We start from the raw sequence: 24534 nt of genomic DNA on the forward strand, positions 1-24534 counted from the left end.
GCGCCAGATGCTGTTTAGGCACTGCGTGGCCCGGCAGGCCGCATGCACACTGGCCTGGGCGCGTTGACAACAGTTTTACCCGTCCACGCCTTTGCAGATCAACACTTTGCACGCTACAATACGACTCTCACGACCAAACGGGCGGGTACCAACCGCCCGTTTTTTTTGGTCGAACGCTTTTGGAGCTCGAAGCTGTCGGAGAGGGTCTCCGGGGGTTATCGGGTTTTTTGTTTTGGACTTGCGCAATCGAGGGGCACAAAGGTGCTTCTCTGGAATGGGCTGTTTTTTGGCCTGCTCCGCATTTGTGCAAGTTGTGTTGTTTTCCGGGATTGAACTGAACACGTGGCATTGCAGCAAGTCGTTGAACAAATTGTGACTGGCCTGGGGTATGACCTGGTGGAGATTGAGCGCTCTGCCGGTGGCCTGCTGCGCGTCACCATCGATTTGCCTTGGGTTCAACCGGCCGCCGATGCGCCTGCCCCCGTGCTCGATCAGTTTGTCACGGTCGAGGACTGCGAGAAAGTCACGCGTCAGCTGCAGTTTTCGCTGGAAGTGGATGGCGTTGAATACAAGCGCCTTGAAGTTTCGTCACCCGGTATTGATCGTCCATTGCGCCATGAACAAGATTTCGTGCGCTTTGAGGGCTCGATCATCGACGTCACCCTGCGGGCGCCCATTGGCGTAGCAGCAGCGGCGGGGCAGGTGAATGCCACCCGCAAGAAATTTCGCGGCACGCTGGAGCGGGCCGAGGCTGGAGGCTGGCAGATCGTCTGGAGTGACGAGCCGGCGGTCAAGCCAGGCCAAAGAGTCAGCAAGAAGCGCGTGCCCGCCCCGTTGCAGGCGCTGGGCTTTACCTTGGATGAGGTCCGGGATGTCCGTCTGGCGCCCATCGTGGATTTCAAGGGGCGTGGAGGCAAGGCTGGGTCTGAGCCCGTCTGATGTACTGAATGAATTGGGGTGGGTTGGCCGCTGCACATGGCGCCTGCCTTCGGGTGATTGAAACAGGAGAGTCGTCGCATGAATCGCGAATTGTTGATGTTGGTTGAGGCCATTTCGCGCGAAAAGAACGTGGAGTTGGACGTGGTCTTGGGCGCCGTGGAGGCAGCCCTGGCCCAGGCTACCAAGAAGCTGTACCAAGGCGAGGTGGACATTCGCGTGTCCGTCGATCGCGACAGCGGCAACTATGAGACTTTCCGTCGCTGGCTGGTGGTGCCTGATGATGCAGGTCTGCAGAACCCTGAAGCCGAAGAGTTGCTGATGGATGCGAAGGATCGCATTCCCGACATCGAAGTCGGCGAATACATCGAAGAAGGTGTCGAATCCGTGCCTATCGGCCGTATCGGCGCCATGGCTGCCAAGCAAGTCATCCTGCAGAAGATTCGCGATGCTGAGCGTGAAATGCTGCTTAACGACTTCATGTCGCGCGGCGAACGCATCTTCACGGGCACCGTCAAGCGCATGGACAAGGGCGACATCATCGTCGAGTCCGGCCGCGTCGAAGGCCGTCTGCGTCGCTCCGAGATGATTGCCAAGGAAAATCTGCGCAGTGGCGATCGTGTGCGCGCCATGATCATGGAGGTGGACCTGACGCTGCGCGGCGCGCCCATCATCCTGTCGCGCTCGGCCCCCGAGTTCATGATCGAGCTGTTCCGCCAGGAAGTGCCCGAGATCGAGCAGGGCCTGCTGGAGATCAAGAGCTGCGCCCGTGACTCCGGTTCGCGCGCCAAGATCGCCGTGCTCTCGCACGACAAGCGCGTGGACCCCATCGGTACTTGCGTCGGCGTTCGTGGCACCCGTGTGAATGCGGTGACCAACGAACTTGCCGGCGAGCGCGTGGACATCGTGCTGTGGTCCGAAGACCCCGCCCAGTTCGTGATTGGTGCGCTGGCTCCGGCCAATGTGTCTTCCATCGTGGTCGATGAAGAAAAGCATGCCATGGACGTGGTGGTGGATGAGGAAAACCTCGCGATTGCCATTGGCCGAGGCGGTCAGAACGTGCGCTTGGCGTCCGACCTGACCGGCTGGAAGATCAACATCATGGACGCCGCCGAAAGCGCGCAAAAGCAGGCCACCGAGACCGACACGGCCCGCAAGCTGTTCATGGAAAAGCTCGATGTGGACGAGGAAATCGCCGACATCCTGATCTCCGAAGGCTTCAACAGCCTCGAAGAAGTGGCCTACGTGCCGCTGCAGGAGATGCTGGAGATCGAAAGCTTCGATGAAGACACCGTGAACGAGTTGCGCGCCCGTGCCAAGGACGCGTTGCTCACCATGGAAATCGCCCGTGAGGAAAGCGTGGAAGAGGTCTCCCAAGACCTGCGCGACCTTGAAGGCCTCACCCCCGAGTTGATTACCAAATTGGCTGACGGTGGTGTGCACACACGTGACGACCTGGCCGATCTGGCCATTGATGAACTGACCGACCTGACCGGACAGTCTGAAGAAGATGCCAAAGCCTTGATCATGAAGGCGCGCGAACACTGGTTCGCGGGGCAAGAGTAAAGGTCAGGGAGGCACGAACCACATATGTCCAGTAATACTGTCGCCGAGTTTGCAACCGAACTCAAAAAATCGCCTGAAACCCTGCTCGACCAGCTCAAAGCTGCGGGCGTGGGCAAGGCTGCCCCCTCCGATGCGTTGACCGAGTCGGACAAACAAAAGCTGCTCGCATATCTGCAAGCCAGCCATGGCACGGCCTCCGCCGATCGCAAAAAAATCACACTGGTGAAGAAGTCCACCAGCGAGATCAAGCAGGCCGACGCCACCGGCAAGGCCCGCACGATTCAGGTGGAAGTGCGCAAAAAGCGCACGTTCATCCAGCGCGATGAAGGGGGCGATGTGGCTGTGGATTCCGAAGCTTCGGTGATGGAGGAAGCGGCTGTTTCCAGCGAGGACCTCGAATTGTCCCGCCGTGAGGAAGAAGCCCGCCGCCAAGCCGAGTTGATTCGCCGCCAAGAGACCGAACTGGCCGAAAAGCGTGCGGAGCGCGAAGCCCGCGAAAAGCGCGAACGCGAAGCCGAAGAGCGCGCGGCTGCTTACGCTGCCCAGGAAGCCGAGAAAAAGGCCCAGGCCTCTGCGGTCAAGCAGGAGGCTACCCGCGAGCAGGCGGCTGAAGCCGCTGCTCGCAACGCTGCACAGAGCGAAGCCCGCGAGAAGGCTGCCGCCGAGTCCAAGGCCCGATCCGACGAAGAGTCGGCCCGTGCTGCCGATCTGGATGCCCGTCGCCGCAAGGCCGAGGCCGAAGCCGCTGCCATTCGTTCCATGATGGCCACGCCCAAGAAGGCGGTCATGGTGGCCAAGAAGCCCGAGGAACCCAAGCCTGTGGCCAAGCCCGCAGCCGTGGGTGATGCGAAGAAGGGCACGCTCCACAAGCCTGCCGTGGGTGCTGGCGCCGCTCGCGCCGGTGCGCCGGCTGCTGCTGGTGCTGCCGCGCCAGGGGCTGGCAAGGAAGTGAAGTCCGCCAAGCTGTCCTCCAGCTGGGCCGGTGACACTGCCAAGAAGAAAGAAATCAAGACCCGCGGCGACAGCAGCGGCGGTGTCGGTCGCAACAACTGGCGCGGAGGTCCTCGTGGCCGCCGTGGTGACAACCGCGATCACCGCGACGATCACCAGCAATCCGCACCGGTCGAAGCGCGCATCATTGAAGTGCATGTTCCCGAAACCATCACGGTGGCAGAGCTGGCACACAAGATGTCGATCAAGGCGTCTGAAGTGATCAAGGCGCTGATGAAGATGGGCCAGATGGTCACCATCAACCAGCCACTGGACCAGGACACCGCGATGATCATCGTGGAAGAACTGGGCCACAAGGCTGTCGTGGCAGCGCTGGACGATCCGGAAGCCTTCACGGATGACGACTCCAAGCAACAAGATGTCGAATTGCTGCCCCGCGCTCCTGTGGTGACGGTGATGGGCCACGTCGATCACGGCAAGACCTCGCTGCTGGATTACATCCGCCGTGCCAAGGTGGCGGCTGGTGAAGCCGGTGGTATTACGCAGCACATTGGCGCTTACCACGTGGAAACACCACGCGGCATGGTCTCGTTCCTCGACACCCCTGGTCACGAAGCCTTCACGGCCATGCGTGCCCGTGGTGCTCAGGCCACCGACATCGTGATTCTGGTAGTGGCTGCCGATGACGGTGTGATGCCCCAGACCAAGGAAGCCATCAAGCACGCCAAGGCGGCTGGTGTTCCTATCGTGGTCGCCATCACCAAGGCCGACAAGCCCGATGCCAACCCCGACCGCGTCAAGCAAGAGCTGGTGGTTGAAGAGGTGGTGCCGGAAGAATACGGTGGTGATTCGCCGTTTGTGCCGGTGTCCTCCAAGACCGGCATGGGCATCGATACGCTGCTGGAGCAAGTGCTGTTGCAGGCCGAAGTGCTGGAACTGAAGGCTCCGGTCGATTCGCTGGCCAAGGGCCTTGTGATCGAAGCCCAGCTCGACAAGGGCCGCGGCCCTGTGGCGACGGTGCTCGTGCAGTCCGGTACGCTCAAGGTGGGCGACATCGTGCTGGCCGGCCAGACCTATGGCCGCGTGCGTGCCATGCTGGACGAAAACGGCAAGGTGGCCAAGACGGCAGGTCCGTCGATCCCTGTGGAAATCCAGGGTCTGACGGAAGTGCCCCAGGCGGGTGACGAATTCATGGTGCTCACGGACGAGCGCCGTGCCCGCGAAATCTCGACCTACCGTGCTGGCAAGTTCCGCAACACCAAGCTGGCCAAGATGCAGGCGGCCAAGCTCGAAAACATGTTTGCCGACATGACTGCGGGTGAAGTCAAGATGCTCCCGATCATCGTCAAGGCCGACGTGCAGGGTTCGCAGGAAGCACTGGCCCAGTCGCTGCTCAAGCTGTCGACCGACGAAGTCAAGGTGCAGTTGGTGTACGCCGCAGTGGGTGCCATCAGCGAGTCGGACATCAATTTGGCGATCGCCTCCAAGGCCATCGTGATCGGCTTCAACGTACGGGCAGATGCCGGTGCACGCAAGCTGGCCGAGGGCAATGGCGTTGATCTGCACTACTACAGCATCATTTACGATGCTGTCGATGAGTTGCGTGTGGCGATGTCCGGCATGTTGGCTCCTGAGCAGCGCGAAGAAATCATTGGTACGGCCGAGATTCGGACGGTGTTTGTGGCAACCAAGATCGGTACGATTGCCGGTTCCTACATCACCTCTGGCATGGTCCATCGCAATGCACGCTTCCGCTTGCTGCGCGATAACGTGGTGGTTTACACCGGCGAAGTCGACTCGATCAAGCGCCTCAAGGACGATGTCAAGGATGTCAAGGAAGGTTTTGAGTGCGGTATCAAGCTCAAGAACTACAACGACATCAAGGAAGGCGATCACCTCGAATTCTTTGACATCAAGGAAATCGCTCGGACGCTGTAAGGCAACGACGACGACGACATGGCTGCGAAGAAATCTTCCACCCCCAACCGCGCCTTCAAGGTGGCTGACCAGATCCAGCGCGATCTGACCGAGCTGATCGCGCGCGAGTTGAAAGACCCGCGCGTGGGCATGGTGACGCTGCAGGGCGTGGAGGTGACTCCCGACTACGCCCATGCCAAGGTGTTTTTCAGCCTCTTGACGGGCGACCCTGTGGAAACACAGGCAGCACTCAACCAGGCTGCGGGCTTCCTGCGCAATGGGCTGTTCAAGCGCCTGCACATCCACACCGTGCCCACGCTGCATTTTGTGTTTGACCGCACCTCCGAGCGTGCCGCCGATATGAACGCCTTGATTGCCAAGGCGGTTTCTTCCCGCGCTAAAGAGGAGTAGTCCATGCATGCGCCTCGCACCAGGGTGCAGCGGCGCCCTGTGCATGGGGTGTTGCTGCTCGATAAACCGCTCGGCCTTTCGAGCAATGACGCCTTGCAAAAGGCGAAATGGCTCCTGCGCGCCGAAAAAGCGGGCCATACCGGCACGCTGGATCCTCTGGCCACTGGTGTATTGCCCTTGTGCTTTGGGGCTGCCACCAAATTCAGCCAGTTGCAGCTGGACGCTGCCAAGACTTACGAAGCTGTTGCACTTTTGGGTGCGACGACAACCACCGGCGATGCCGAGGGTGATGTGGTGCAACGTTGTGATGTGAACCCCGAGCAACTCACTCCTGAGCGTTTGCTGGCCGTTCAGCAGCAGTTCACCGGGCCCATCCAGCAGGTGCCGCCCATGCACAGCGCCCTCAAGAAAGATGGCAAGGCGCTGTACGAATACGCTCGCGCAGGCGTGACGGTTGAGCGCGAGGCGCGTGATGTGGTCATTCATGCCTTGAAACTCACGCTGGTGCAGACGGATAAAGCGGAACTTGCTATCAATATGATAGTGAATTGCAGCAAAGGCACCTACATCCGCACCTTGGGTGAAGACATTGGTGCGGCTTTGGGTTGTGGCGCGCACCTGACCTTCTTGCGCCGTATTGATACAGGGGGGCTGGGTGTGGAGCGTTGCGTCACGCTGGCCCAATTGGAGGCCATGTCCGAAGCAGAGCGCCTGGCCAGCCTGGAAGCGCCCGAGTCGCTGTTGGCACAACACGTGCGTGTCACGCTCGACAGTGACAATGCGGCTCGGTTCCTGTCGGGCGTGCGCCGCCGCGGAGCCTGGCCGGACGCCAGTGCCGTGGCGGTTTTTGGAGAAAATCCCCCGGCATTGCTGGGGGTAGGCCACATCGTTGGCGGGGAGCTGGTGCCGGGCAGGCTCCTGAGTCCGCTGGAAATTCAACAAATCTTGGAAAGCACGTCGCAGCTTTCGCCATATCCCGCATGACGGATCGACTTGCACTTGCTCTCGCCACGCAGCACCGCGCTGCAGCCCTTGCCCATGCTTCAGCATGGGTTGCGGACTGCGCCTTGTGCTGCGCGCCGATGGCTTTGCGCAAATGCGACCCCTCATGCGGGATGTGACGCAACCGCGGCACATTGGAAAAACTATGACTAAACAAATCCGCAACATTGCCATCATTGCCCACGTTGACCATGGCAAAACCACCATGGTCGACCAGCTGCTGCGGCAGTCCGGCACTTTCGCCGACCACGAAAAAGTGGTGGACACCGTGATGGACAACAACGCGATTGAAAAAGAGCGTGGCATCACCATCCTGGCCAAGAACTGCGCCGTGAGCTGGGAAGGCACCCACATCAACATCGTCGATACCCCCGGTCACGCGGACTTCGGCGGTGAAGTGGAACGCGCCCTGTCCATGGTCGACAGCGTGGTGCTGCTGATCGACGCGCAAGAAGGCCCCATGCCCCAGACGCGTTTCGTGACCAAGAAGGCCCTGGCCCTGGGTCTGCGCCCGATTCTGGTGGTGAACAAGGTGGACAAGCCTGGTGCGAACCCCGACAAGGTCGTGAACGCCGCGTTCGACCTGTTCGACAAGCTCGGTGCCACCGACGAACAACTCGACTTCCCTGTGGTGTACGCCTCGGGCATCAACGGCTGGTCTTCGCTGGAAGAGGGCGCACCTGGTGAGCAGTGGGGCCCCGACATGTCGGCCCTGTTCAACACGATTCTGAAGCACGTGCCCCCGAACTCGGGTGACCCGGCCGCTCCGCTGCAACTGCAGATCTCCGCGCTGGACTTCTCTACCTTCGTCGGCCGCATCGGTGTGGGCCGTATCAGCCAGGGCACCATCAAACCCGGCCAGGACGTGTTGGTGATGGAAGGCCCCGATGGCAAGAGTGTCAAGGGCCGCGTGAACCAGGTGCTGACGTTCCAGGGCCTGGACCGTATGCAGACGCCCCTGGCTGGCCCCGGCGACATCGTGCTGATCAACGGCATCGAAGGTATCGGCATCGGCGTGACCGTGACTGACCCGACCAACCCGTCGCCGCTGCCCATGCTGAAGGTGGACGAGCCTACGCTGACCATGAACTTCTGCGTGAACACCTCGCCACTGGCAGGCCGTGAAGGCAAGTTCGTGACCAGCCGCCAGATCTGGGACCGTCTGCAAAAGGAACTGCAGCACAACGTGGCGCTGCGCGTGTCCGAGACCGACGAAGAAGGTATCTTCGAAGTCATGGGTCGCGGCGAACTGCACCTGACCATCCTGCTGGAAAACATGCGCCGTGAAGGCTATGAGCTGGCGGTTTCCAAGCCCCGCGTCGTGTTCAAGACCGTGAATGGCGAGAAGCACGAGCCCATCGAGCTGGTGACGGTCGACATCGAAGAAGGCCACCAAGGCGGCGTGATGCAAGCTCTAGGCGAGCGCAAGGGCGAGCTGGTGAACATGGAGCCGGACGGCCGTGGGCGCGTGCGTCTGGAGTACCGCATCCCGGCCCGTGGCCTGATCGGTTTCACCAACGAATTCCTGAATCTGACGCGTGGTTCCGGCCTGATCAGCAACATCTTCGACAGCTACGAAGCGCACAAGGGTGACATCGGTGGCCGCAAGAATGGTGTGTTGATCTCCATGGACGACGGTGAAATCTTCACCTATGCGCTGGGCAAGCTGGACGACCGTGGCCGCATGTTCGTGAAGGCGAACGACCCTGTGTACGAAGGCATGATTGTGGGTATCCACAGCCGTGACAACGACCTGATCGTGAACGCCACGCGCACCAAGCAGCTGACCAACTTCCGCGTGAGCGGCAAGGAAGACGCCATCAAGATCACGCCTCCGATTGACGCCACGCTGGAATACGCTGTGGAATTCATTGAGGACGACGAACTGGTCGAAATCACGCCCAAGTCCATCCGCATCCGCAAGCGGTTCCTGACGGAAAACGAGCGCAAGCGCGCAGGCCGTTCCTGAGCTGCTTTGCCGGGTGGAGCCGTTGCTATGGCGGCTTGAACCGGTAGCATCGGTGTGCAGCGAGTAGCTGTACTCCCGATGCGCGACCCGAAGGGCCACCGCCATGCTGTGGCCCTTTTTGCCGTCTTGAATTCCCGGTTTCTCTCGTCTCCCCAGATTCCATGAACTGCAGGTTCCCATGTTGAAGCTCACGCACTCCCGCGCGGTTGTTTTGATGGTGGCGGTGACCCTGATGTGGTCCATCGCTGGCGTGGTCACGCGCCACCTGGAGCATGCGCGCAGCTTTGAAGTGACGTTCTGGCGCAGCTTTTTCACGCTGCTGGCATTGCTGGTCATCTTGCCCGTTTTGCAGGGGCGCGCGGTGTTTGCTTCGATGCGCCACAGTGGCCGTGCCCTCTGGATCTCTGGCGTGTGCTGGAGCGTGATGTTCACCGCCTTCATGGTGGCGCTGGTGTTGATGCCAGTGGCCAATGTGCTGGTTACCATGGCAGTGGGCCCGCTGCTCACGGCGCTGTTTGCGCGCGTTTTTATTGGTCATCACATCGCACCGCGCACCTGGGCTGCGATTGCGGTGGCAGGCCTTGGCATTGCGTGGATGTACGGCTCGCAGATGGCCGGCTTGCCGCTGGCGGGGACGTTGGTGGCGCTGTGTGTGCCCGTGGCGGCGGCCGTCAACTGGACGGTGGTACAACATTCGCAGCGGCATGGCCATGCGGTGGACCTGGTGCCCGCTGTGCTGGTGGGGGCCGTGATCTCTGTGCTGGCCACGCTGCCGCTGGCTCTGCCATTTCAGGCGTCGGTGCACGACCTCGGCTTGCTGGCGCTGCTGGGCGTGGTGCAATTGGCGATTCCCTGCGTGCTGGCCGTGCGCTGCGGACGTGTGCTCAAGGCGCCAGAGATGGCGCTGCTGGGCTTGCTGGAAGTGATCTTTGGCATCTTGCTGGCATGGCTGGGCGCGGGCGAAGAGCCCGGCGGCGCCGTGCTGACGGGAGGCGCGTTGGTGATTGGTGCGCTGGTTTTCAATGAAATACTCGGTTGGAAGGAACAAAAATGACGGAGACGGTAGTTTCGGATGTGTTGAGTGAAGTGCGTGGTCAGGTCGGCTTCATTACGCTGAACCGCCCGCGTGCGCTCAATGCGTTGTCGCTGGGCATGGTGCGGGATCTCATGGGCGTGCTATTGGCCTGGCAGAACGATGCGCGTGTGCTGGCCGTGGCGATTCGGGGCAGCAACAAGGAAGGCCCATTTGGTGCCTTTTGTGCGGGCGGCGACATCCGCTTTCTGCACCAGGCGGGAAGCCAGGGCCACCCGCTGCTGGAAGACTTCTTCACCGAGGAATACGCGCTCAACCACCTCATCCATAACTACACCAAGCCCTACATCGCGTTCATGGACGGCATCGTCATGGGCGGCGGCATGGGTATCAGCCAGGGCGCTGCGCTGCGCGTGGTGACCGAGCGCACCAAGATGGCCATGCCCGAGACGGCGATTGGCTTGTTCCCCGATGTGGGTGGGGGCTACTTTCTGAGCCGCTGCCCCGGCCGGGTGGGCGAATGGCTGGCGCTGACGGGGGACGCCATCGGCGCGGGCAATGCCATCGAGAACCAGTTGGCCGATGGCTGCCTGCCGGCCGACCAGCAAGCTGCCGTGTGGGATAGCTTGGGCACGCAGGGCTTTGCCAATGGTGCTGCCATCAAAGATTATGTTGCTTCAAAATTCGTAGCTGCTGGCGCTTTGCAGTCAAGCGCTAGAGGCCAAATTGACCAATATTTTTCGCTCCCCACCGTGGGAGAGATCGTAGAGGCGCTGGAAGCGGCCGACACCGAATGGGCGCAGGCCACGGCTGCCACCCTGCGCAAGCGTTCGCCATTGATGCTGCATGTGGTGCTGGAGCAGATCCGTCGTGCCCGCACCATGGGTCTGTCCGATGACCTTCGCATGGAACGCGACATGGTGCGCCACTGTTTCTTTTTGCGCCCCGGCCAGAGCGAAACGGTGGAGGGCATCCGCGCACTGGCCGTGGACAAGGACCACACGCCGAAGTGGAGCCCCAGCCGTATCGAAGACGTGACGCCCGAGATGGTTGCCCCGTTTTTTGCCAGCCCCTGGCCTGCGCACGCACATCCTCTGGCATCTCTGGTCTGATCTGTCGTTGGTTCCATCGGGCCGTTAAACCGCCCGCCCGGTGGGGCGGGCGTTACGGCTGCAACTGTGGGTACACCGCCGTGGCCAGGTCCAGCAGTTCGGTGCGTGACAGCTTCCCGCTCAGGGCATAGCCAAAGCCTGCGTCGGTCCAGTAGAAGCCCGGCACCGGGCCTTCCTGCGTGAATTGAAAGGCGGTGCTGCTTGCCGGCACCGCTGAAGCGGGAGTGGGTGTGCCAGGGGTGCCTTGGGCCGCAGGCGCCACGGGGCCTGTCAGGGCTCCCAGATACAGCGTGATGCGTTGGCCGGCTCCGTTCTGGTACATGAACTGCGCGCGCGCGCCCGTTTCTCCTGGCAATAGCCTGCCTCCCACCAATTCATACCCCTGAGCAGCAAGAGCGGGCACTTTGAGCGGTCTGTCTAGCCGTTTGGACAGCCACTGCACCAGATGGTCCTGCTGCGCGGCCGTCACTTCGACAGGATGGCGCACTTCAGGCTGGTACACCGCATGTGCTACGGCGGCTTGGTGGGCGAAACGTTGTACGGGAGCGATGGCTTGCAGCGCTGCATCGCCTGCGGGCGTTCTGCCGGGGGTGTGGCGGGACCACTCGCTGCGTCCCACCCATCCCAGTGCAAAAGCCACCCATACCGAAGCGGCCATGCCGCCCCAGCGCCACCACCGCGCCTGTTGCTCTCTGCGCTCTGCAGTGCGCGACGCGGCGGCGAGCAGGGCATCCGGCACGGGGGCGTGGAGCAGATTCTGGTGCAGCGCTTGCAGGCGGGCACGCTGTGTTTGCCAATGGGCGACGGTGTCTTGCGCACTTTCATCACTCAGCAGTTGTTGGCGCAGGGCGTCTGCTTGTTTGGGCGGCAACTGACCATCCACCAAGGCGTGCCAAGGGGAGTCGTCACCAGCGTAAGGGCGGGGGGACTGAGGGTGCGTGTCCATGACAGTGTCGCGGGTCGTCGGCATCATTTGAGGCGGCGCAGCGCGGGCGGCTGGCCCACAGAGTCTGCCGCTGGGGGCGGGGCGGCATGAGGGGCTGGCGACGGTGCGGATGCCGCAGGCGCGCGCTCCATCAGCGTGCGCAGGCGGGCGCGGGCCCGTGACAGGCGTGACATGACGGTGCCCACCGGCACGGACAGAATGTGCGCCGTGTCTTCGTAGCTCATGTCTTCCATTGCCACCAGCAGCAGCACGGCGCGCTGGTCGGCGGGCAGGCGCTGCAGGCAGCGTTCCAGGTCCAGTGCGTCATCCGACGGGCTGGGGTTGCCAGGCAGCCGGTCCTGAACCTCGTCAATGTCCAAGTGGGCCTGCGTCGGTTGCGCACGGCGTTGGTTGAGGTACAGGTTGTGCATGAGGGTGAACAGCCAGGCGCGCAGGTCACTGCCGGTGCGCCACAGAAGCCACTTGCCGCAGGCGCGCTCCAGTGTGTCCTGCACCAGGTCGTCGGCCGCCCAGGCGTCTCCCGTCAGCACGCGCGCATAGCGGCGCAGGCCCGGCAATTGTTCGACGATCTGGGTGCGGTCCATGCGCGCGAGCGGAGTCTGGTTGCCGCAACGCTCAGGGGCGGGCCGTGTGCCAGACCTGGTTCACGCCTTCGCCAGTCTTGTCGCCGGGCTTGGCGTCCTTGACCCAGTAGTACAGCGGCTTGCCCTTGTACGCCAGCTGGGTCTTGCCGTCATCGCGCGTGACGATGCTGTATTCGCCACCGGGTGCCTTGGTGGCCATGAGCGGAGGCCAATTGGTGGCGCAGGGACCATTGCAAACCGACTTGCCGCTACCTGCTGCGTCCCGGTCAAACGTGTAGAGCGTCATGTTGCCCGCTCCGACCAGCACGCCGTCCATGGTTTGCACGGGCGATTCGGCCATGGATGCACAGCCCGCCATACCGGCCACGGCGACGATTGCCACAGCCATCGATACCAATTTCTTCATGGGTTTCTCCTTTGAGGGTGCAGGCAGACGCAAATGCTGCTTTGCACCGGGATAAACACATGGGGGCCGCGGTTTATTCCACTGGCACAGAAAAAAAGAACATTGGGCTCAGTCTGCCGCGATCTGGTCTTGTGGCCCCGGGGTTTAACGATTCCTGCTTTTCATGGCGCGTTCCACTTCGCGCTTGCCTTCCCGATCCTTGATGGTGTCGCGCTTATCGTGCTCGGCCTTGCCCTTGGCCAGTGCGATCTCGCATTTCACGAAGCCGTTTTTCCAGTGCAGGTTCAGCGGTACCAGTGTGTAGCCCTTTTGTTCCACTTTGACGATCAGATGTTTGATGTCGTCCTTTTTGAGCAGCAGCTTCTTGGTGCGCGCCGATTCCGGATTGACGTGGGTGGATGCGGTCTTGAGTGGATTGATCAGGCAGCCGAGCAGGTAGAGCTCGCCGTCGCGGATCAGCACGTAGCCATCGGTCAGTTGCACCTTGCCTTCGCGCAGCGCTTTGACCTCCCAGCCGTGCAACACCATGCCCGCCTCGTGGCGCTCCTCGAAGAAGTAGTTGAAGGCCGCTTTTTTGTTATCGGCGATGCGGGACGTAGGATCGGGTTTTTTGGCCATGGGATGAGAGCGTGTTTTGCACTTTGACGTGCCCGCGAAAACCGGGGAAAGGCCCGGTAACTGAGCGCACGACGCGCCGAAGTATGAATGCTGCAAGCGGACTGCAACAATGTGGCCGGGCCTTTACTCAGCTTTCCATAGGGGTTGGCACCCGAAGCAGGTGCTGAAAAGGGCGGAACACCCATCTACAAGATGCGGCGCAAACCGGGAGATGAAAGGCCTCCCTACAATTGTTGTTGTCTCGCACCCGCGATTCTAATTTCCTCTGGCCTGTGCTTCCCACACTGGCTTGCGATGCGCAGTCCAGAACCCCGTTTGCATGAAAACTGTTCAAAAGTCCGTCCTCATCTGGTACAGCCCCGAAGAAATGTTTGCCTTGGTCACAGGGGTGGAGCACTACCCACAGTTCCTTCCGTGGTGTGACCGTTCGGCTGTGCTGGAACAGACCGTAGATGGCATGACCGCAGAAGTCGGCATTGCTTTGGGCGGAATTCGCCAGACCTTTGTGACGCGCAATACCCATGAAGAGGGGCGACGCGTGCAGATGCACCTCGTCAAGGGTCCGTTCTCCCGGCTCGACGGCGATTGGCACTTTCACCCTGTGGGTGATGGCACTCAGCGTGCTTGCAAAGTAGAACTGCTCCTCAACTATGGTTTTGACAGTGCGGCGCTGGCGGCGCTGGTGGGGCCTGTTTTCGATCGGATTGCGGGCAGCATGGTGGACGCTTTTGTAAAGCGGGCGGAGCAGGTGTATGGCTGATGGTGCGGGGAAAGGTCCCCTGCTGCAGGTCACTGTGATTGTTTGTATTGCGCCGCGCGAGACAAGGGAGTGCCCCTTGGCGCTGCCTGCGGGGGCTACGGTGGCAGACGCCTTGAAGGCGTGCGACGATGGCGGAGGTGCTCTCACTGCGCCGACGGACAGTGCTGCCCTGGCCACAGTGGGCATATGGGGCAGGGTTGTCGGGCTGAATACGGTGTTGCAGCATCTTGACCGTGTGGAGGTCTACCGGCCGTTGACCGTGGACCCCAAGGTGGCCCGCCGTGAGCGGTTCGCCCGCCAGGGGGCCCGTAGCACGGGGCTGTTTGCACGACAACGCCCCGGCGGGAAATCAGGCTATTGATCCCGGGCCAGGGTTGTCCATCGCCGCTGCCACTCGCTGGTGGTTTTGGCGGTTGGGTGGGTTAGCGCACGCAGTCTGAAGCGACGATGTCGTCAATGCGCTTGGCTTCTGCCGCACGGGCTGGACCGTCCAGGAAAATGCGCTCACCTTGTGCGTTGGCCTGAGTGATGGGCTTTCCTGCATCAAAAGCTGCCTTGGCTGAACGGGCGCGGGTGCAGTTTTCGGCCTTGGCCTTGGCGATTTTTTCGTCTTCGGCCTTTTTCTTGGCAGCCTCTGCTGCTTCTGCCTGGGCCTTTTTCTCTTCCAGCTCCTTGTCCTTGCCGCCACCTGGCGTGCTGGCTGCCGGCTTGGGCGCGGAGGCCGCAGGCGCGGCCGCTGGGCTCGTTGCGCCCTCTGCCTGCACTGCGGTAGGCGCAGGCCGCGCTGGGCGGCTTCCGCCGGGTTGCTTCAAGATGCTTTTGTCCGGGATTTCTTGCGGTGGAGGGCGGTCGCTGAAGACTTTGCGTCCGTCCTTGTCGATCCATTGCCATTGCGCCGCCGCGCCCATGGCCCAGGTGCAGGCCACGGCCAGCAGGAGAATCTTGTGCATTTTCATGCGAAGCAGTTTATCCGGGTGGCCGGTCACCCGCCAGTGGTGCCGGAAGGATGGGTGGCAACCCAGAGGCAACGCACTGTCTGTTGTGTGCCATCCTGAGGCCGGGTGCTGCTCGTTGGCAAAGAGCTTTGCCAACGCAGTGGGCTTGCGGGCGGCGGGCGGCGGGCGGCGGGCGGCGGGCGGGGCAGCGTGTGCCAGAAAGTTGCTGACGGCGCCAACGCAATGTGTTGACGGAGCGCAGGTTATTGCTGCGTCGTCTTTAAGCCACACCCGGCGCGGGTACAATCCGTTTTTTGGAGCTTTCTCATGCGCCTTCTTGGAAAAGCGCTCACCTTCGACGATGTGTTGCTGGTGCCAGCGTACTCCCAGGTCCTGCCCAAGGACACGTCCCTCGCGACGAAACTCTCCCGCAATATCCAACTGAACCTGCCGCTCGTGTCCGCAGCCATGGACACCGTGACCGAGGCTCGGCTGGCCATAGCCATTGCCCAGGAGGGCGGCATCGGTATCGTGCACAAGAACCTCACCGCGCAAGAGCAGGCCGCCCACGTGGCCAAGGTCAAGCGGTATGAGTCGGGTGTGCTGCGCGACCCCGTTGTCATTACCCCCGAGCACACCGTGCTGCAGGTGTTGCAACTGTCTGAGCAACTGGGTATCTCCGGCTTCCCGGTGTGCGATGGTGGCAAGGTGGTGGGCATCGTCACTGGCCGCGACCTGCGGTTTGAGACGCGCTATGACGTCAAGGTTCATCAGATCATGACCCCGCGCGAGAAGCTCATCACGGTCAATGAAAAGCAGGGCACCACGCCTGCCGAAGCCAAGGCACTGCTGAACAAGTACAAGCTTGAGCGCATCCTGGTCATCAACGACGATTTCGAGCTCAAGGGCCTGATCACCGTCAAGGACATCACGAAGCAAACGAGCTTTCCCAACGCCGCACGCGACAGCGCCGGCCGCCTGCGCGTAGGCGCGGCAGTGGGTGTGGGCGAGGGCACCGAGGAGCGTGTGGAAGCTCTGGTGCGCGCTGGCGTGGACGCCATCGTGGTGGACACGGCCCACGGCCACAGCAAGGGCGTGATCGACCGCGTGCGCTGGGTCAAGCAGAACTACCCGCAGATCGATGTGATTGGCGGCAACATCGCCACGGGCGCTGCTGCGCTGGCGCTGGTCGAGGCAGGTGCGGACGCGGTCAAGGTCGGTATCGGCCCTGGCTCTATCTGCACCACCCGCATCGTGGCCGGCGTGGGCGTGCCCCAGATCATGGCGATCGACAGCGTGGCCACTTCACTCAAGGGCACCGGCGTGCCACTGATCGCTGACGGCGGTATCCGCTACAGCGGCGACATTGCCAAGGCCCTGGCCGCTGGCGCGGGCACGGTGATGATGGGTGGCATGTTTGCGGGCACCGAAGAAGCGCCTGGCGAAGTGATTTTGTTCCAGGGCCGCAGCTACAAGAGCTACCGTGGCATGGGCTCCATAGGCGCCATGCAGCAGGGCAGTGCGGACCGCTACTTCCAGGAGTCCAGCACGGGCAACCCCAATGCCGACAAACTCGTGCCCGAAGGCATCGAAGGCCGTGTGCCCTACAAGGGTTCGATGGTTTCCATCGTCTACCAGATGGCCGGCGGCGTGCGCGCCTCCATGGGCTATTGCGGTTGCGCGACGATCGATGAAATGAACACCAAGGCCGAGTTCGTCGAGATCACCACGGCAGGTATCCGCGAGAGCCACGTTCACGACGTACAGATCACCAAGGAAGCGCCCAACTACCGCGCCGACTGATCTGTTGTGCTTATTCTGGCCTGATTGAAAAAATCTGGTCAGACTGATATAGTCTGGTCTGAATTCACCATTCAGGTCAGACTTTTTTGTTTATGCAGTCCGTTGGTATCTACGAAGCGAAAAGCAGGTTTTCTGCCCTGATCGAACTCGTCGAACAGGGAGAAGAGGTGCGCATCACCCGCCACGGCAAGGAAGTGGTGCGCATGTTGCCTGTGCGCCGCCGCCCGGTCATCTCCGATGAGCAGATTGCGCGCGAGTTGGGCCAGATGGATGCGCTGCATGCCAGTATCCAGCCCGCAGGGCCATCCACTGTGAATGAGCTGCGGCACGCGGGTCGGAGCGCTGCATGACCGCCTTTGTGCTCGATGCCTCTGTGACTGCTGCCTGGCTGCTGCCCGATGTGGCCAGTGAACACACCCGCCGCCTTTACACCTTGATCCGCCGTGACGAGGTCGAGCCCCAAGCGCCCAATCTGTGGCACTGGGAGTGCAGCAACATCCTCTCCAGCGGCGTGAACAGCGGGCGCATTCCAGCCGCATCCGTCGAAGGTCTGTGGGGCGTGCTCGAAGCCATCCGCCATCGCGTGGAACTGCATGAACTCGCCCCCGCCCAGCACAAGGCCGTGCTGGATGTGGCGCTGGAAACAGGCCTGCCCACGTTTGACGCCGCTTACCTGTGGCTGGCACGCTCGCTGCGCTTGCCATTGGCCACCTTCGACCCCCAACAGATCGCTGCCGCACAGCGCAGCGGCGTACCCCTTTTCGACCTTTCCTGCCTCTGACGGACCACCACCATGCAACACCAGAAAATCCTCATCCTCGATTTCGGCTCGCAAGTCACCCAGCTCATCGCCCGCCGCGTGCGCGAGGCCAATGTGTATTGCGAAGTGCACCCCTGCGACGTGACCGACGAATGGGTGCGCGACTACGCCAAGGACGGCTCGCTCAAGGGCGTGATCCTGTCGGGCAGCCACGCCAGCGTGACTGAAGACACCACCGACCGCGCGCCGCAGGCCGTGTTCGATCTGGGCCTGCCCGTGCTGGGCATCTGCTATGGCATGCAGACCATGGCGCAGCAGCTGGGTGGCAAGGTTGAAACGGGCCACAAGCGCGAGTTCGGCTTTGCGGCCGTGCGTGCACGCGGTCACACTGCGCTGCTCAAGGACATTGCCGACTTCACCACCCCTGAAGGCCAAGGCATGCTCAACGTCTGGATGAGCCACGGCGATAAGGTGACCGAACTGCCCCCGGGCTTCAAGCTCATGGCCAGCACAGACAGCTGCCCCATCGCCGGCATGGCCGACGAAGACCGCCGTTTCTACGCCGTGCAGTTCCACCCTGAAGTCACGCACACCGTGCAGGGCAGGGCGCTGCTCGATCGCTTCGTGCTCGGCATCTGCGACACCCGCGCTGATTGGGTGATGCGCGACCATATCGCCGAGGCCGTGGAACAGATCCGTGCTCAGGTGGGCGACGAGGAGGTGATCCTGGGCCTTTCGGGCGGCGTGGATTCGTCCGTGGCCGCAGCGCTGATCCACCGCGCCATCGGGGACCAGCTCACCTGCGTGTTCGTCGACCACGGCCTTTTGCGTCTGAACGAAGGCGACATGGTCATGGACATGTTCGTTGGCAAGCTGCACGCCAAGGTTATCCGCGTGGACGCGAGCGACCTCTTCCTGGGCAAGCTGGCCGGTGTGGCCGAGCCGGAAGCCAAGCGCAAGATCATCGGCGGCCTGTTCGTCGACGTGTTCAAGGCCGAGGCCGCCAAGCTCAAGGCCGCAGGCAGCGGCGCCAAGGGTGAGGATGGGAGTCGCGCCGTCAAAGGCGCGACGTTCCTGGCCCAGGGCACGATCTACCCCGACGTCATCGAATCTGGCGGTGCCAAGAGCAAGAAGGCCGTCACTATCAAGAGCCACCACAACGTGGGCGGTTTGCCCGAGCAGCTAGGCCTCAAGCTCCTGGAGCCCCTGCGCGATTTGTTCAAGGACGAAGTGCGCGAACTCGGCGTGGCCCTGGGTCTTCCGCCTGAAATGGTCTACCGCCACCCCTTCCCCGGCCCCGGCCTGGGCGTGCGCATTTTGGGCGAGGTGAAGAAAGAGTACGCCGACCTGCTGCGCCGCGCCGACGCGATCTTCATCGAAGAGCTGCGAAACCATGTCGACGAAGCCACCGGCAAGAACTGGTACGACCTCACCAGCCAGGCGTTCACCGTGTTCCTGCCCGTCAAGAGCGTGGGCGTGATGGGTGACGGCCGCACGTATGACTACGTGGTCGCCCTGCGTGCCGTGCAGACCAGCGACTTCATGACAGCCGATTGGGCCGAACTGCCTTACGCCCTGCTCAAGAAAGTGTCGGGCCGCATCATCAACGAAGTGCGTGGCATCAACCGCGTGACCTACGACGTGTCAAGCAAGCCGCCAGCGACGATTGAGTGGGAATAATTTGTAGTTTTCCAGTGACGTTCAGCAACGAGTGGGATTGGGCTTTGCAGGTCTAAGTGCTGACCACATATCGCATTCACGGGGGTCTTGAAGTAATTCAAGGCCTTTTTTCTTTGGGTGTGTGACTTTGCTGGATGTTCGCAAGGTGTAGCCTCGGAGCTTTCGGATTTCAGGGCCCGTAGCCGTGACGCAACAGAGCAACGATTTTTGGACAGGCAGCGGTTTTTCACTTTTGCAGCGCAATGCGCGTGGCTGGCTGGTGCCCACCGAGGCCTATCTGCGCACGGTGCTGGGCCGACCCGAATTGGCATTGGTTCCCGAATCCTGTCCGGCCGAGGTGGCCTTGCACGAGGGCTTGCAGGCTGCGCCGCTGAAGCCCTTCGTAGAGGCCGAACTGGCCGCTGTGCAGGACGACGATGCCCGCGAGAACTACGCCGTGTTCCTGCGGTTTCGTGATGGCCTACTCGCTGCGGGCACGTTGGAGGCGTACTACCTGCAGCTCATGCGCAGCGGGGCGGTGAACGTGCCCGCCGTGTTCATCGACGCCGTGGTGCAGGCCCTGCTGCGCAACCTGCTGGACGACTGCAACGACGCTTTTGAAGCCCGCGCCGCCGAGATGCTGTTTCGCCCGCAGCGCATCACCCTGCAAGAGGGTCAGATGCTGGCAGGCGACCGGGCCACGCTGGACATGCTCAATGAAACGGCGGGGTTGGGCGAGGTGGGCCGTCTGCTGCTGCAAAGCGGCGCGCTGCAGCCCACAGCGCAGGTCCAGGTGCTGGCTGCGGACAACGCCAGTCAGTATTGGCAGGCGAGTGATCGCCACCACTTTTTGCTCGACCTGACGCATGAACTGACCCAAGACCTGAGCCATGGATTGACGTTCAAGATGACGCGCGCCCGTTCGGGCCTGAAGGCGCTGGCCCGGGTGTTGGAGCGCTGGGTGGCGCACCTGCTGGGCGTACAAGTGCAGATCGAGCCCGCGCACCAGGTCACCGACAGCGCCTGGCGCTGGCATGTGGGGCTGGACGTGGAGTCCACGGCCATCCTCAATGACCTGTACGAGGACCGCCCGGTGGAGGCAGAGCGCATGCAGCGGCTGGTGAGCCTGTTCACGCTGACCTTTGCCAACCCGGCGGAGATGCGGGCCGATGTGGCGGGCAAACCGGTGTACCTCGGGCTGGCTAGGGATGCACAGGGGCTGGTACGCATCAAGCCGCAAAATCTGCTGCTCAATCTACCGCTGGCATCTCTGTCTTGAAATGCTATTGAATTAATAGCTGCTGGCGCTTCATCTATATGCACTAGCAGCCAATTTGATTCAAATTGGCTGCTCTGCGAGCGGCTGTACCGAGACCGGTCTTATCCAATCGTCATCAGGCTCGCATTACCGCCGGCCGCCGCCGTGTTCACGCTGAGGGCCCGCTCGATGAGCAGACGCTCCAGCGGGATGTCCGTGGCACCGGGCCGCATTGCGGTCACGCCCACGATGGGCCCAGCGCGGCGGGCGAGGGCGTTGCATGTGGCCTGCAGTGATGGGGCGTCGCCATGGTGCAGCACGGCGTCCAGCGCCAAAGTGCCGTCGGTCAGTGTGTTGTCTTGCAGCATGACTTGCGCTTGCACCAGCGTGGGCAATGGCGCGCGCTGGTTGGCCTGGGCGTTGGGCCACAGGGCCGTGCCACCAGAGGCGAGCACGGCCGCGGTTTGCACCAACAGGTCGTCTGCGCCTTGCGCCAGGCACAGCACGCGGGCGCGCGGCGCCAGGGTGTAGATATTGCGCTCGCCGGTGGGACCGGGCAGCGTGCGGGCGGTGCCGCTTTGGGTTTGCTGGGCAAAGCGCTGGCAGGCACTGGCCAGTGTGGCGTTGCCTTGGTTCTGTGCCCATTGCTGCAGGGTAGCGAGCGGTGCCAGCAGGCGTTCACGCTGCGTGTCTTCGGGCGGTGTGATGCGGTCTGCTTCGGCCAAGGTGCGGGCCAGTGCATCGGCCGGGCGCTCTGACAGCAGGCGCAGCAGGTACAGCGGCCCACCTGCTTTCGGGCCGGTGCCCGACAGGCCTTCGCCGCCGAATGGCTGCACGCCCACCACGGCGCCCACCATGTTGCGGTTCACGTACACGTTGCCTGCATGGGCACGGTTCACCACGCGGGCAATGGTTTCATCGATGCGGGTGTGCACGCCTTGCGTCAGGCCGTAGCCGGTGTCGTTGATCTGGTCGAGCAACTGGTCAAGGTCCGTGCGGGCATAACGCACCAGGTGCAGAACGGGGCCGAAGACTTCGCGCTGCAGTTCGCCAATGTGGTTCAGCTCGATCAGCGTGGGCGGCACAAAGGTGCCCTGGCTCGTGGCTGCAGACAGATGGCTGGGGTGCTGGAACACGCGGTGGCCCTTGGCCTTCAACGCGTCGATATGGCTGGCGATGCCCGCTTGCGCTTCGGTGTCGATGACCGGACCCACATCCACGCGCAGCGCGCCGGGGTTGCCCATGCGCAGCTCGCCCATGGCCCCTTGCAGCATCTCGACCACGCGGTCGGCGGCGTCGTCTTGCACGCACAACACACGCAGGGCCGAGCAGCGCTGGCCTGCGCTGTCAAAGGCCGACGACACCGCATCGCCCACCACTTGCTCTACCAGCGCGGACGAGTCCACGATCATCGCGTTTTGCCCGCCGGTTTCGGCGATCAGCGGAATGGGGCGGCCAGCGGCATCCAGCCGCCCGGCGATGGTGCGCTGCAGGATGCGCGCGACCTCGGTGGAGCCGGTGAACATCACACCCATCACGCGGGCGTCGCCAATCAGGCGGGCGCCCACGGTGTCGCCCTGGCCGGGCAGCAGTTGCACGGCGGCGCGGGGCACACCGGCTTGCCACAGCAGGCGCACGGCCTCGGCGGCGATCAGCGGGGTTTGTTCGGCGGGCTTGGCCAGCACGGGGTTGCCTGCGGCCAGCGCAGCGGCGACCTGGCCCATGAAAATGGCGAGCGGGAAGTTCCAAGGGCTGATACAGGCCACGGGGCCCAGCGGGACGTAGGTGGCGTTGTCGAAGGTGCTTTGCACTTGGGCGGCGTAGTAGCGCAAGAAGTCCACGGCCTCGCGGACCTCGGCCACGCCGTTGCTGGCGCTCTTGCCCGCTTCGCGCATCAGCAGGCCCAGCAGGGGCAACATGCGGGCTTCCAGCAGGTCGGCGGTGCGCAGCAGGGCGGCGGCACGCTCGGCGGGCGGCGTGGCAGCCCAGGGGGCTGCGGCGGCCTGGGCATGAGTCAGGGCCTGGTCCACGTCGGCGGTGGTGGCCTCTTGCACCTGGCCCACCACATCGCTGTGGTCGGCGGGGTTGCGTACGGGCTGGGTGGTGCCTGTGGGCGCATCGGTGCCGAGCAGGGGGCCTGCTGTCCAGGCATGGGCTGCCGTGGCTTGCAGGGCGGCGGCCAGTTCGGTCAGCGTGTTCTCGTTCGACAAATCGAGCCCGCGCGAGTTGGTGCGTTGCGCGCCATACAGGCCCTGGGGCGTGGCAATGCGGGGGTGGGGCAGGCCGGCGGCGCCTTCTGTGGCGGCTTGCTGGTCCACCACCTGCACGGGGCTCTTCACCAGTTCATCGAGTGCAATGGTTTCATCGGCAATGCGGTTCACGAACGAGGTGTTGGCACCGTTCTCCAGCAGGCGGCGCACCAGGTAGGCCAGCAGCGTTTCGTGTGTGCCTACGGGCGCGTAGATGCGGCACGGGCGGCCCAGCTTGCCGGCGCTGATGGCGCCCACCACCTGTTCGTACAGCGGCTCGCCCATGCCATGCAGGCACTGAAACTCGTATTGGCCTGCGTAGTAGTTGCTGCCCGCCATCTGGTAAATGGTGGCTACGGACTCGGCGTTGTGGGTGGCGAACTGGGGGTACACGGCCTCGGGCGCCGCCAGCAGCTTCTTGGCGCAGGCGATGTACGAGATGTCGGTGTGCACCTTGCGGGTGTAGACGGGGTAGTCCTCCAGCCCATCGACCTGGGCGCGCTTGATTTCGCTGTCCCAATACGCACCCTTGACCAAGCGCACCATCAGGCGGCGCTGGGTGCGGCGCGCTAGGTCCACCACGAAGTCGATGACAAAGGGGCAGCGCTTTTGGTAGGCCTGGATGACGAAGCCAATGCCGTTCCAGCCCGCCAGTGTGGGCTCGTGGCACAGGCGCTCCAGCAGGTCCAGCGACAGCTCCAGGCGGTCGGCTTCTTCGGCGTCGATGTTCAGGCCGATGTCGTACTGCTTGGCCAGTGCGGTCAGGCGCAGCACCAGCGGGTACAGCTCGTCCATCACGCGGCCAAACTGCGCGCGGCTGTAGCGCGGGTGCAGGGCTGAGAGCTTGATGGAGATGCCGGGCCCTTCGTAGATGCCGCGCCCGGCGGATGCCTTGCCGATGGCGTGGATGGCCTGCTCGTACGAGGCGTAGTAGCGCTGGGCGTCTTCGCTGGTCAGCGCGGCCTCGCCCAGCATGTCGTACGAGTAGCGAAAGCCCTCGGACTCCATGGTGCGGGCGTTGCGCAGGGCTTCGTCAATGGTCTCGCCGGTCACAAACTGCTCGCCCATCATGCGCATGGCCATGTCCACGCCCTTGCGGATCAGCGGCTCGCCACCCTTGCCGATCAGGCGGCCCAGCGAATTGCCCAGGCTGCCTTCGCTGTGCGTGGCCACCAGCTTGCCGGTGATGAGCAGGCCCCAGGTAGCGGCGTTGACGAAGAGGGAGGGGCTCTTGCCCAGGTGGGCATCCCACTGGCCGTGGCTGATCTTGTCGCGGATGAGTGCATCGCGCGTGGCCTTGTCGGGGATGCGCAGCAGCGCCTCGGCCAGGCACATCAGCGCCACGCCTTCTTGCGACGACAGCGAGAACTCTTGCAGCAGCCCTTGCACGATGCCTGCGCGCCCGGCGCTGGCCTTGCGTTCGCGCAGCGCCTTGGCAATGCGCAGCGCCAGTTGCTCGGCCGAGGCCGCCTGGTCCTTTGGCAGCCGGGCCTGGGCCAGCAGCGGGGCCAGGGCTTCGGGCTCGGGGCGGCGGTAGGCCGCGGTGATGTGGGCGCGCAGCGGGTTGGTGAGCGGCGTGCGGGGGGCAAAGTCGGCGAATGGCGCGGAAGGCTGGGCGGTGGGCTGCGTCATGGCGGTGTCTTTCGGTGGATTTATCGG

General features: G+C 62.9%; 21 protein-coding genes. 15 read left to right on the plus strand and 6 right to left on the minus strand.

The annotated features are described in order from the left end of the window. Positions 1-342: 342 nt before the first annotated feature. The 8 genes from rimP to CLU85_RS09380 all read left to right on the plus strand — a co-directional run bounded on the left by rimP (position 343) and on the right by CLU85_RS09380 (position 10897). Entirely contained in the window at positions 343-939 is a 597-nt protein-coding gene (gene rimP / locus CLU85_RS09345; protein ID WP_100410017.1) for a ribosome maturation factor RimP, read from the plus strand. A 78-nt stretch (positions 940-1017) separates the two neighbouring features. Beyond that, positions 1018-2502, plus strand: coding sequence for a transcription termination factor NusA (gene nusA / locus CLU85_RS09350; protein WP_100410018.1), 1485 nt, complete (start codon positions 1018-1020; stop codon positions 2500-2502). Positions 2503-2526: 24 nt separating this feature from the next. After that, positions 2527-5391, plus strand: a complete 2865-nt coding sequence (gene infB / locus CLU85_RS09355; RefSeq protein WP_100410019.1) for a translation initiation factor IF-2 — start codon at positions 2527-2529, stop codon at positions 5389-5391. 18 nt (positions 5392-5409) lie between these two features. After that, positions 5410-5781, plus strand: a complete 372-nt coding sequence (rbfA, locus tag CLU85_RS09360; protein WP_010458038.1) for a 30S ribosome-binding factor RbfA — start codon at positions 5410-5412, stop codon at positions 5779-5781. A gap of 3 nt (positions 5782-5784) precedes the next feature. After that, a complete protein-coding gene (gene truB, locus CLU85_RS09365) occupies positions 5785-6765 on the plus strand; it encodes a tRNA pseudouridine(55) synthase TruB (protein ID WP_100410020.1) in 981 nt (326 codons plus the stop codon). A gap of 163 nt (positions 6766-6928) precedes the next feature. After that, positions 6929-8752: a translational GTPase TypA gene (typA, locus tag CLU85_RS09370; RefSeq protein ID WP_100410021.1), complete on the plus strand. Its 1824-nt coding sequence runs from the start codon at positions 6929-6931 to the stop codon at positions 8750-8752. Between the two features lie 178 nt (positions 8753-8930). Then, on the plus strand, positions 8931-9806 hold the full coding sequence (locus CLU85_RS09375; protein WP_100410022.1) for a DMT family transporter: 876 nt from the start codon (positions 8931-8933) through the stop codon (positions 9804-9806). Further along, the gene (locus tag CLU85_RS09380) at positions 9803-10897 is read left to right on the plus strand and encodes an enoyl-CoA hydratase/isomerase family protein (protein ID WP_100410023.1); all 1095 of its coding nucleotides are present in this window, start codon (positions 9803-9805) and stop codon (positions 10895-10897) included. The genes CLU85_RS09375 and CLU85_RS09380 overlap by 4 nt, the downstream gene beginning before the upstream one ends. A gap of 52 nt (positions 10898-10949) precedes the next feature. Here CLU85_RS09380 and CLU85_RS09385 read toward each other — a convergent pair whose 3' ends face one another. The 4 genes from CLU85_RS09385 to smpB form a co-directional block, all read right to left on the minus strand. Next, positions 10950-11843, minus strand: coding sequence for an anti-sigma factor (locus CLU85_RS09385; protein ID WP_198509165.1), 894 nt, complete (start codon positions 11841-11843; stop codon positions 10950-10952). A 23-nt stretch (positions 11844-11866) separates the two neighbouring features. Beyond that, complete coding sequence (locus CLU85_RS09390; RefSeq protein ID WP_100410025.1) at positions 11867-12427, minus strand: RNA polymerase sigma factor; 561 nt, start codon at positions 12425-12427, stop codon at positions 11867-11869. A gap of 31 nt (positions 12428-12458) precedes the next feature. Then, positions 12459-12833 (minus strand): hypothetical protein, encoded by a 375-nt coding sequence (locus CLU85_RS09395; protein WP_100410026.1) that lies wholly within the window; start codon positions 12831-12833, stop codon positions 12459-12461. 144 nt (positions 12834-12977) lie between these two features. After that, a complete protein-coding gene (gene smpB, locus CLU85_RS09400; RefSeq protein WP_100410027.1) occupies positions 12978-13451 on the minus strand; it encodes an SsrA-binding protein SmpB in 474 nt (157 codons plus the stop codon). Between the two features lie 319 nt (positions 13452-13770). Between smpB and CLU85_RS09405 the strand changes: the two genes are divergently transcribed. Both CLU85_RS09405 and CLU85_RS09410 read left to right on the plus strand, forming a co-directional pair. Further along, entirely contained in the window at positions 13771-14211 is a 441-nt protein-coding gene (locus CLU85_RS09405; RefSeq protein WP_100410028.1) for a type II toxin-antitoxin system RatA family toxin, read from the plus strand. Continuing rightward, a complete protein-coding gene (locus tag CLU85_RS09410) occupies positions 14204-14572 on the plus strand; it encodes an RnfH family protein (protein ID WP_100410029.1) in 369 nt (122 codons plus the stop codon). The genes CLU85_RS09405 and CLU85_RS09410 overlap by 8 nt, the downstream gene beginning before the upstream one ends. Positions 14573-14633: 61 nt before the next feature. Here the strand turns inward: CLU85_RS09410 and CLU85_RS09415 are convergent, their stop codons facing one another. Beyond that, positions 14634-15167, minus strand: a complete 534-nt coding sequence (locus CLU85_RS09415) for a DUF4124 domain-containing protein (RefSeq protein ID WP_100410030.1) — start codon at positions 15165-15167, stop codon at positions 14634-14636. Between the two features lie 306 nt (positions 15168-15473). On the opposite strand from CLU85_RS09415, the gene guaB reads away from it, so the two are divergent. The 5 genes from guaB to CLU85_RS09440 all read left to right on the plus strand — a co-directional run bounded on the left by guaB (position 15474) and on the right by CLU85_RS09440 (position 20647). Then, entirely contained in the window at positions 15474-16949 is a 1476-nt protein-coding gene (gene guaB, locus CLU85_RS09420) for an IMP dehydrogenase (protein ID WP_100410031.1), read from the plus strand. Positions 16950-17041: 92 nt separating this feature from the next. Next, on the plus strand, positions 17042-17299 hold the full coding sequence (locus tag CLU85_RS09425) for a type II toxin-antitoxin system Phd/YefM family antitoxin (RefSeq protein WP_100410032.1): 258 nt from the start codon (positions 17042-17044) through the stop codon (positions 17297-17299). Continuing rightward, entirely contained in the window at positions 17296-17730 is a 435-nt protein-coding gene (locus CLU85_RS09430) for a type II toxin-antitoxin system VapC family toxin (protein ID WP_100410033.1), read from the plus strand. The genes CLU85_RS09425 and CLU85_RS09430 overlap by 4 nt, the downstream gene beginning before the upstream one ends. 12 nt (positions 17731-17742) lie before the next feature. After that, on the plus strand, positions 17743-19389 hold the full coding sequence (guaA, locus tag CLU85_RS09435; RefSeq protein WP_100410034.1) for a glutamine-hydrolyzing GMP synthase: 1647 nt from the start codon (positions 17743-17745) through the stop codon (positions 19387-19389). 184 nt (positions 19390-19573) lie between these two features. Then, positions 19574-20647 (plus strand): DUF6352 family protein, encoded by a 1074-nt coding sequence (locus CLU85_RS09440; RefSeq protein ID WP_232727778.1) that lies wholly within the window; start codon positions 19574-19576, stop codon positions 20645-20647. Positions 20648-20748: 101 nt separating this feature from the next. Here CLU85_RS09440 and putA read toward each other — a convergent pair whose 3' ends face one another. Continuing rightward, on the minus strand, positions 20749-24507 hold the full coding sequence (gene putA, locus CLU85_RS09445) for a trifunctional transcriptional regulator/proline dehydrogenase/L-glutamate gamma-semialdehyde dehydrogenase (protein WP_100410035.1): 3759 nt from the start codon (positions 24505-24507) through the stop codon (positions 20749-20751). Positions 24508-24534: the final 27 nt, after the last annotated feature.

Source organism: Acidovorax sp. 69 (genome assembly GCF_002797445.1).
Classification (GTDB): domain Bacteria; phylum Pseudomonadota; class Gammaproteobacteria; order Burkholderiales; family Burkholderiaceae_C; genus Acidovorax.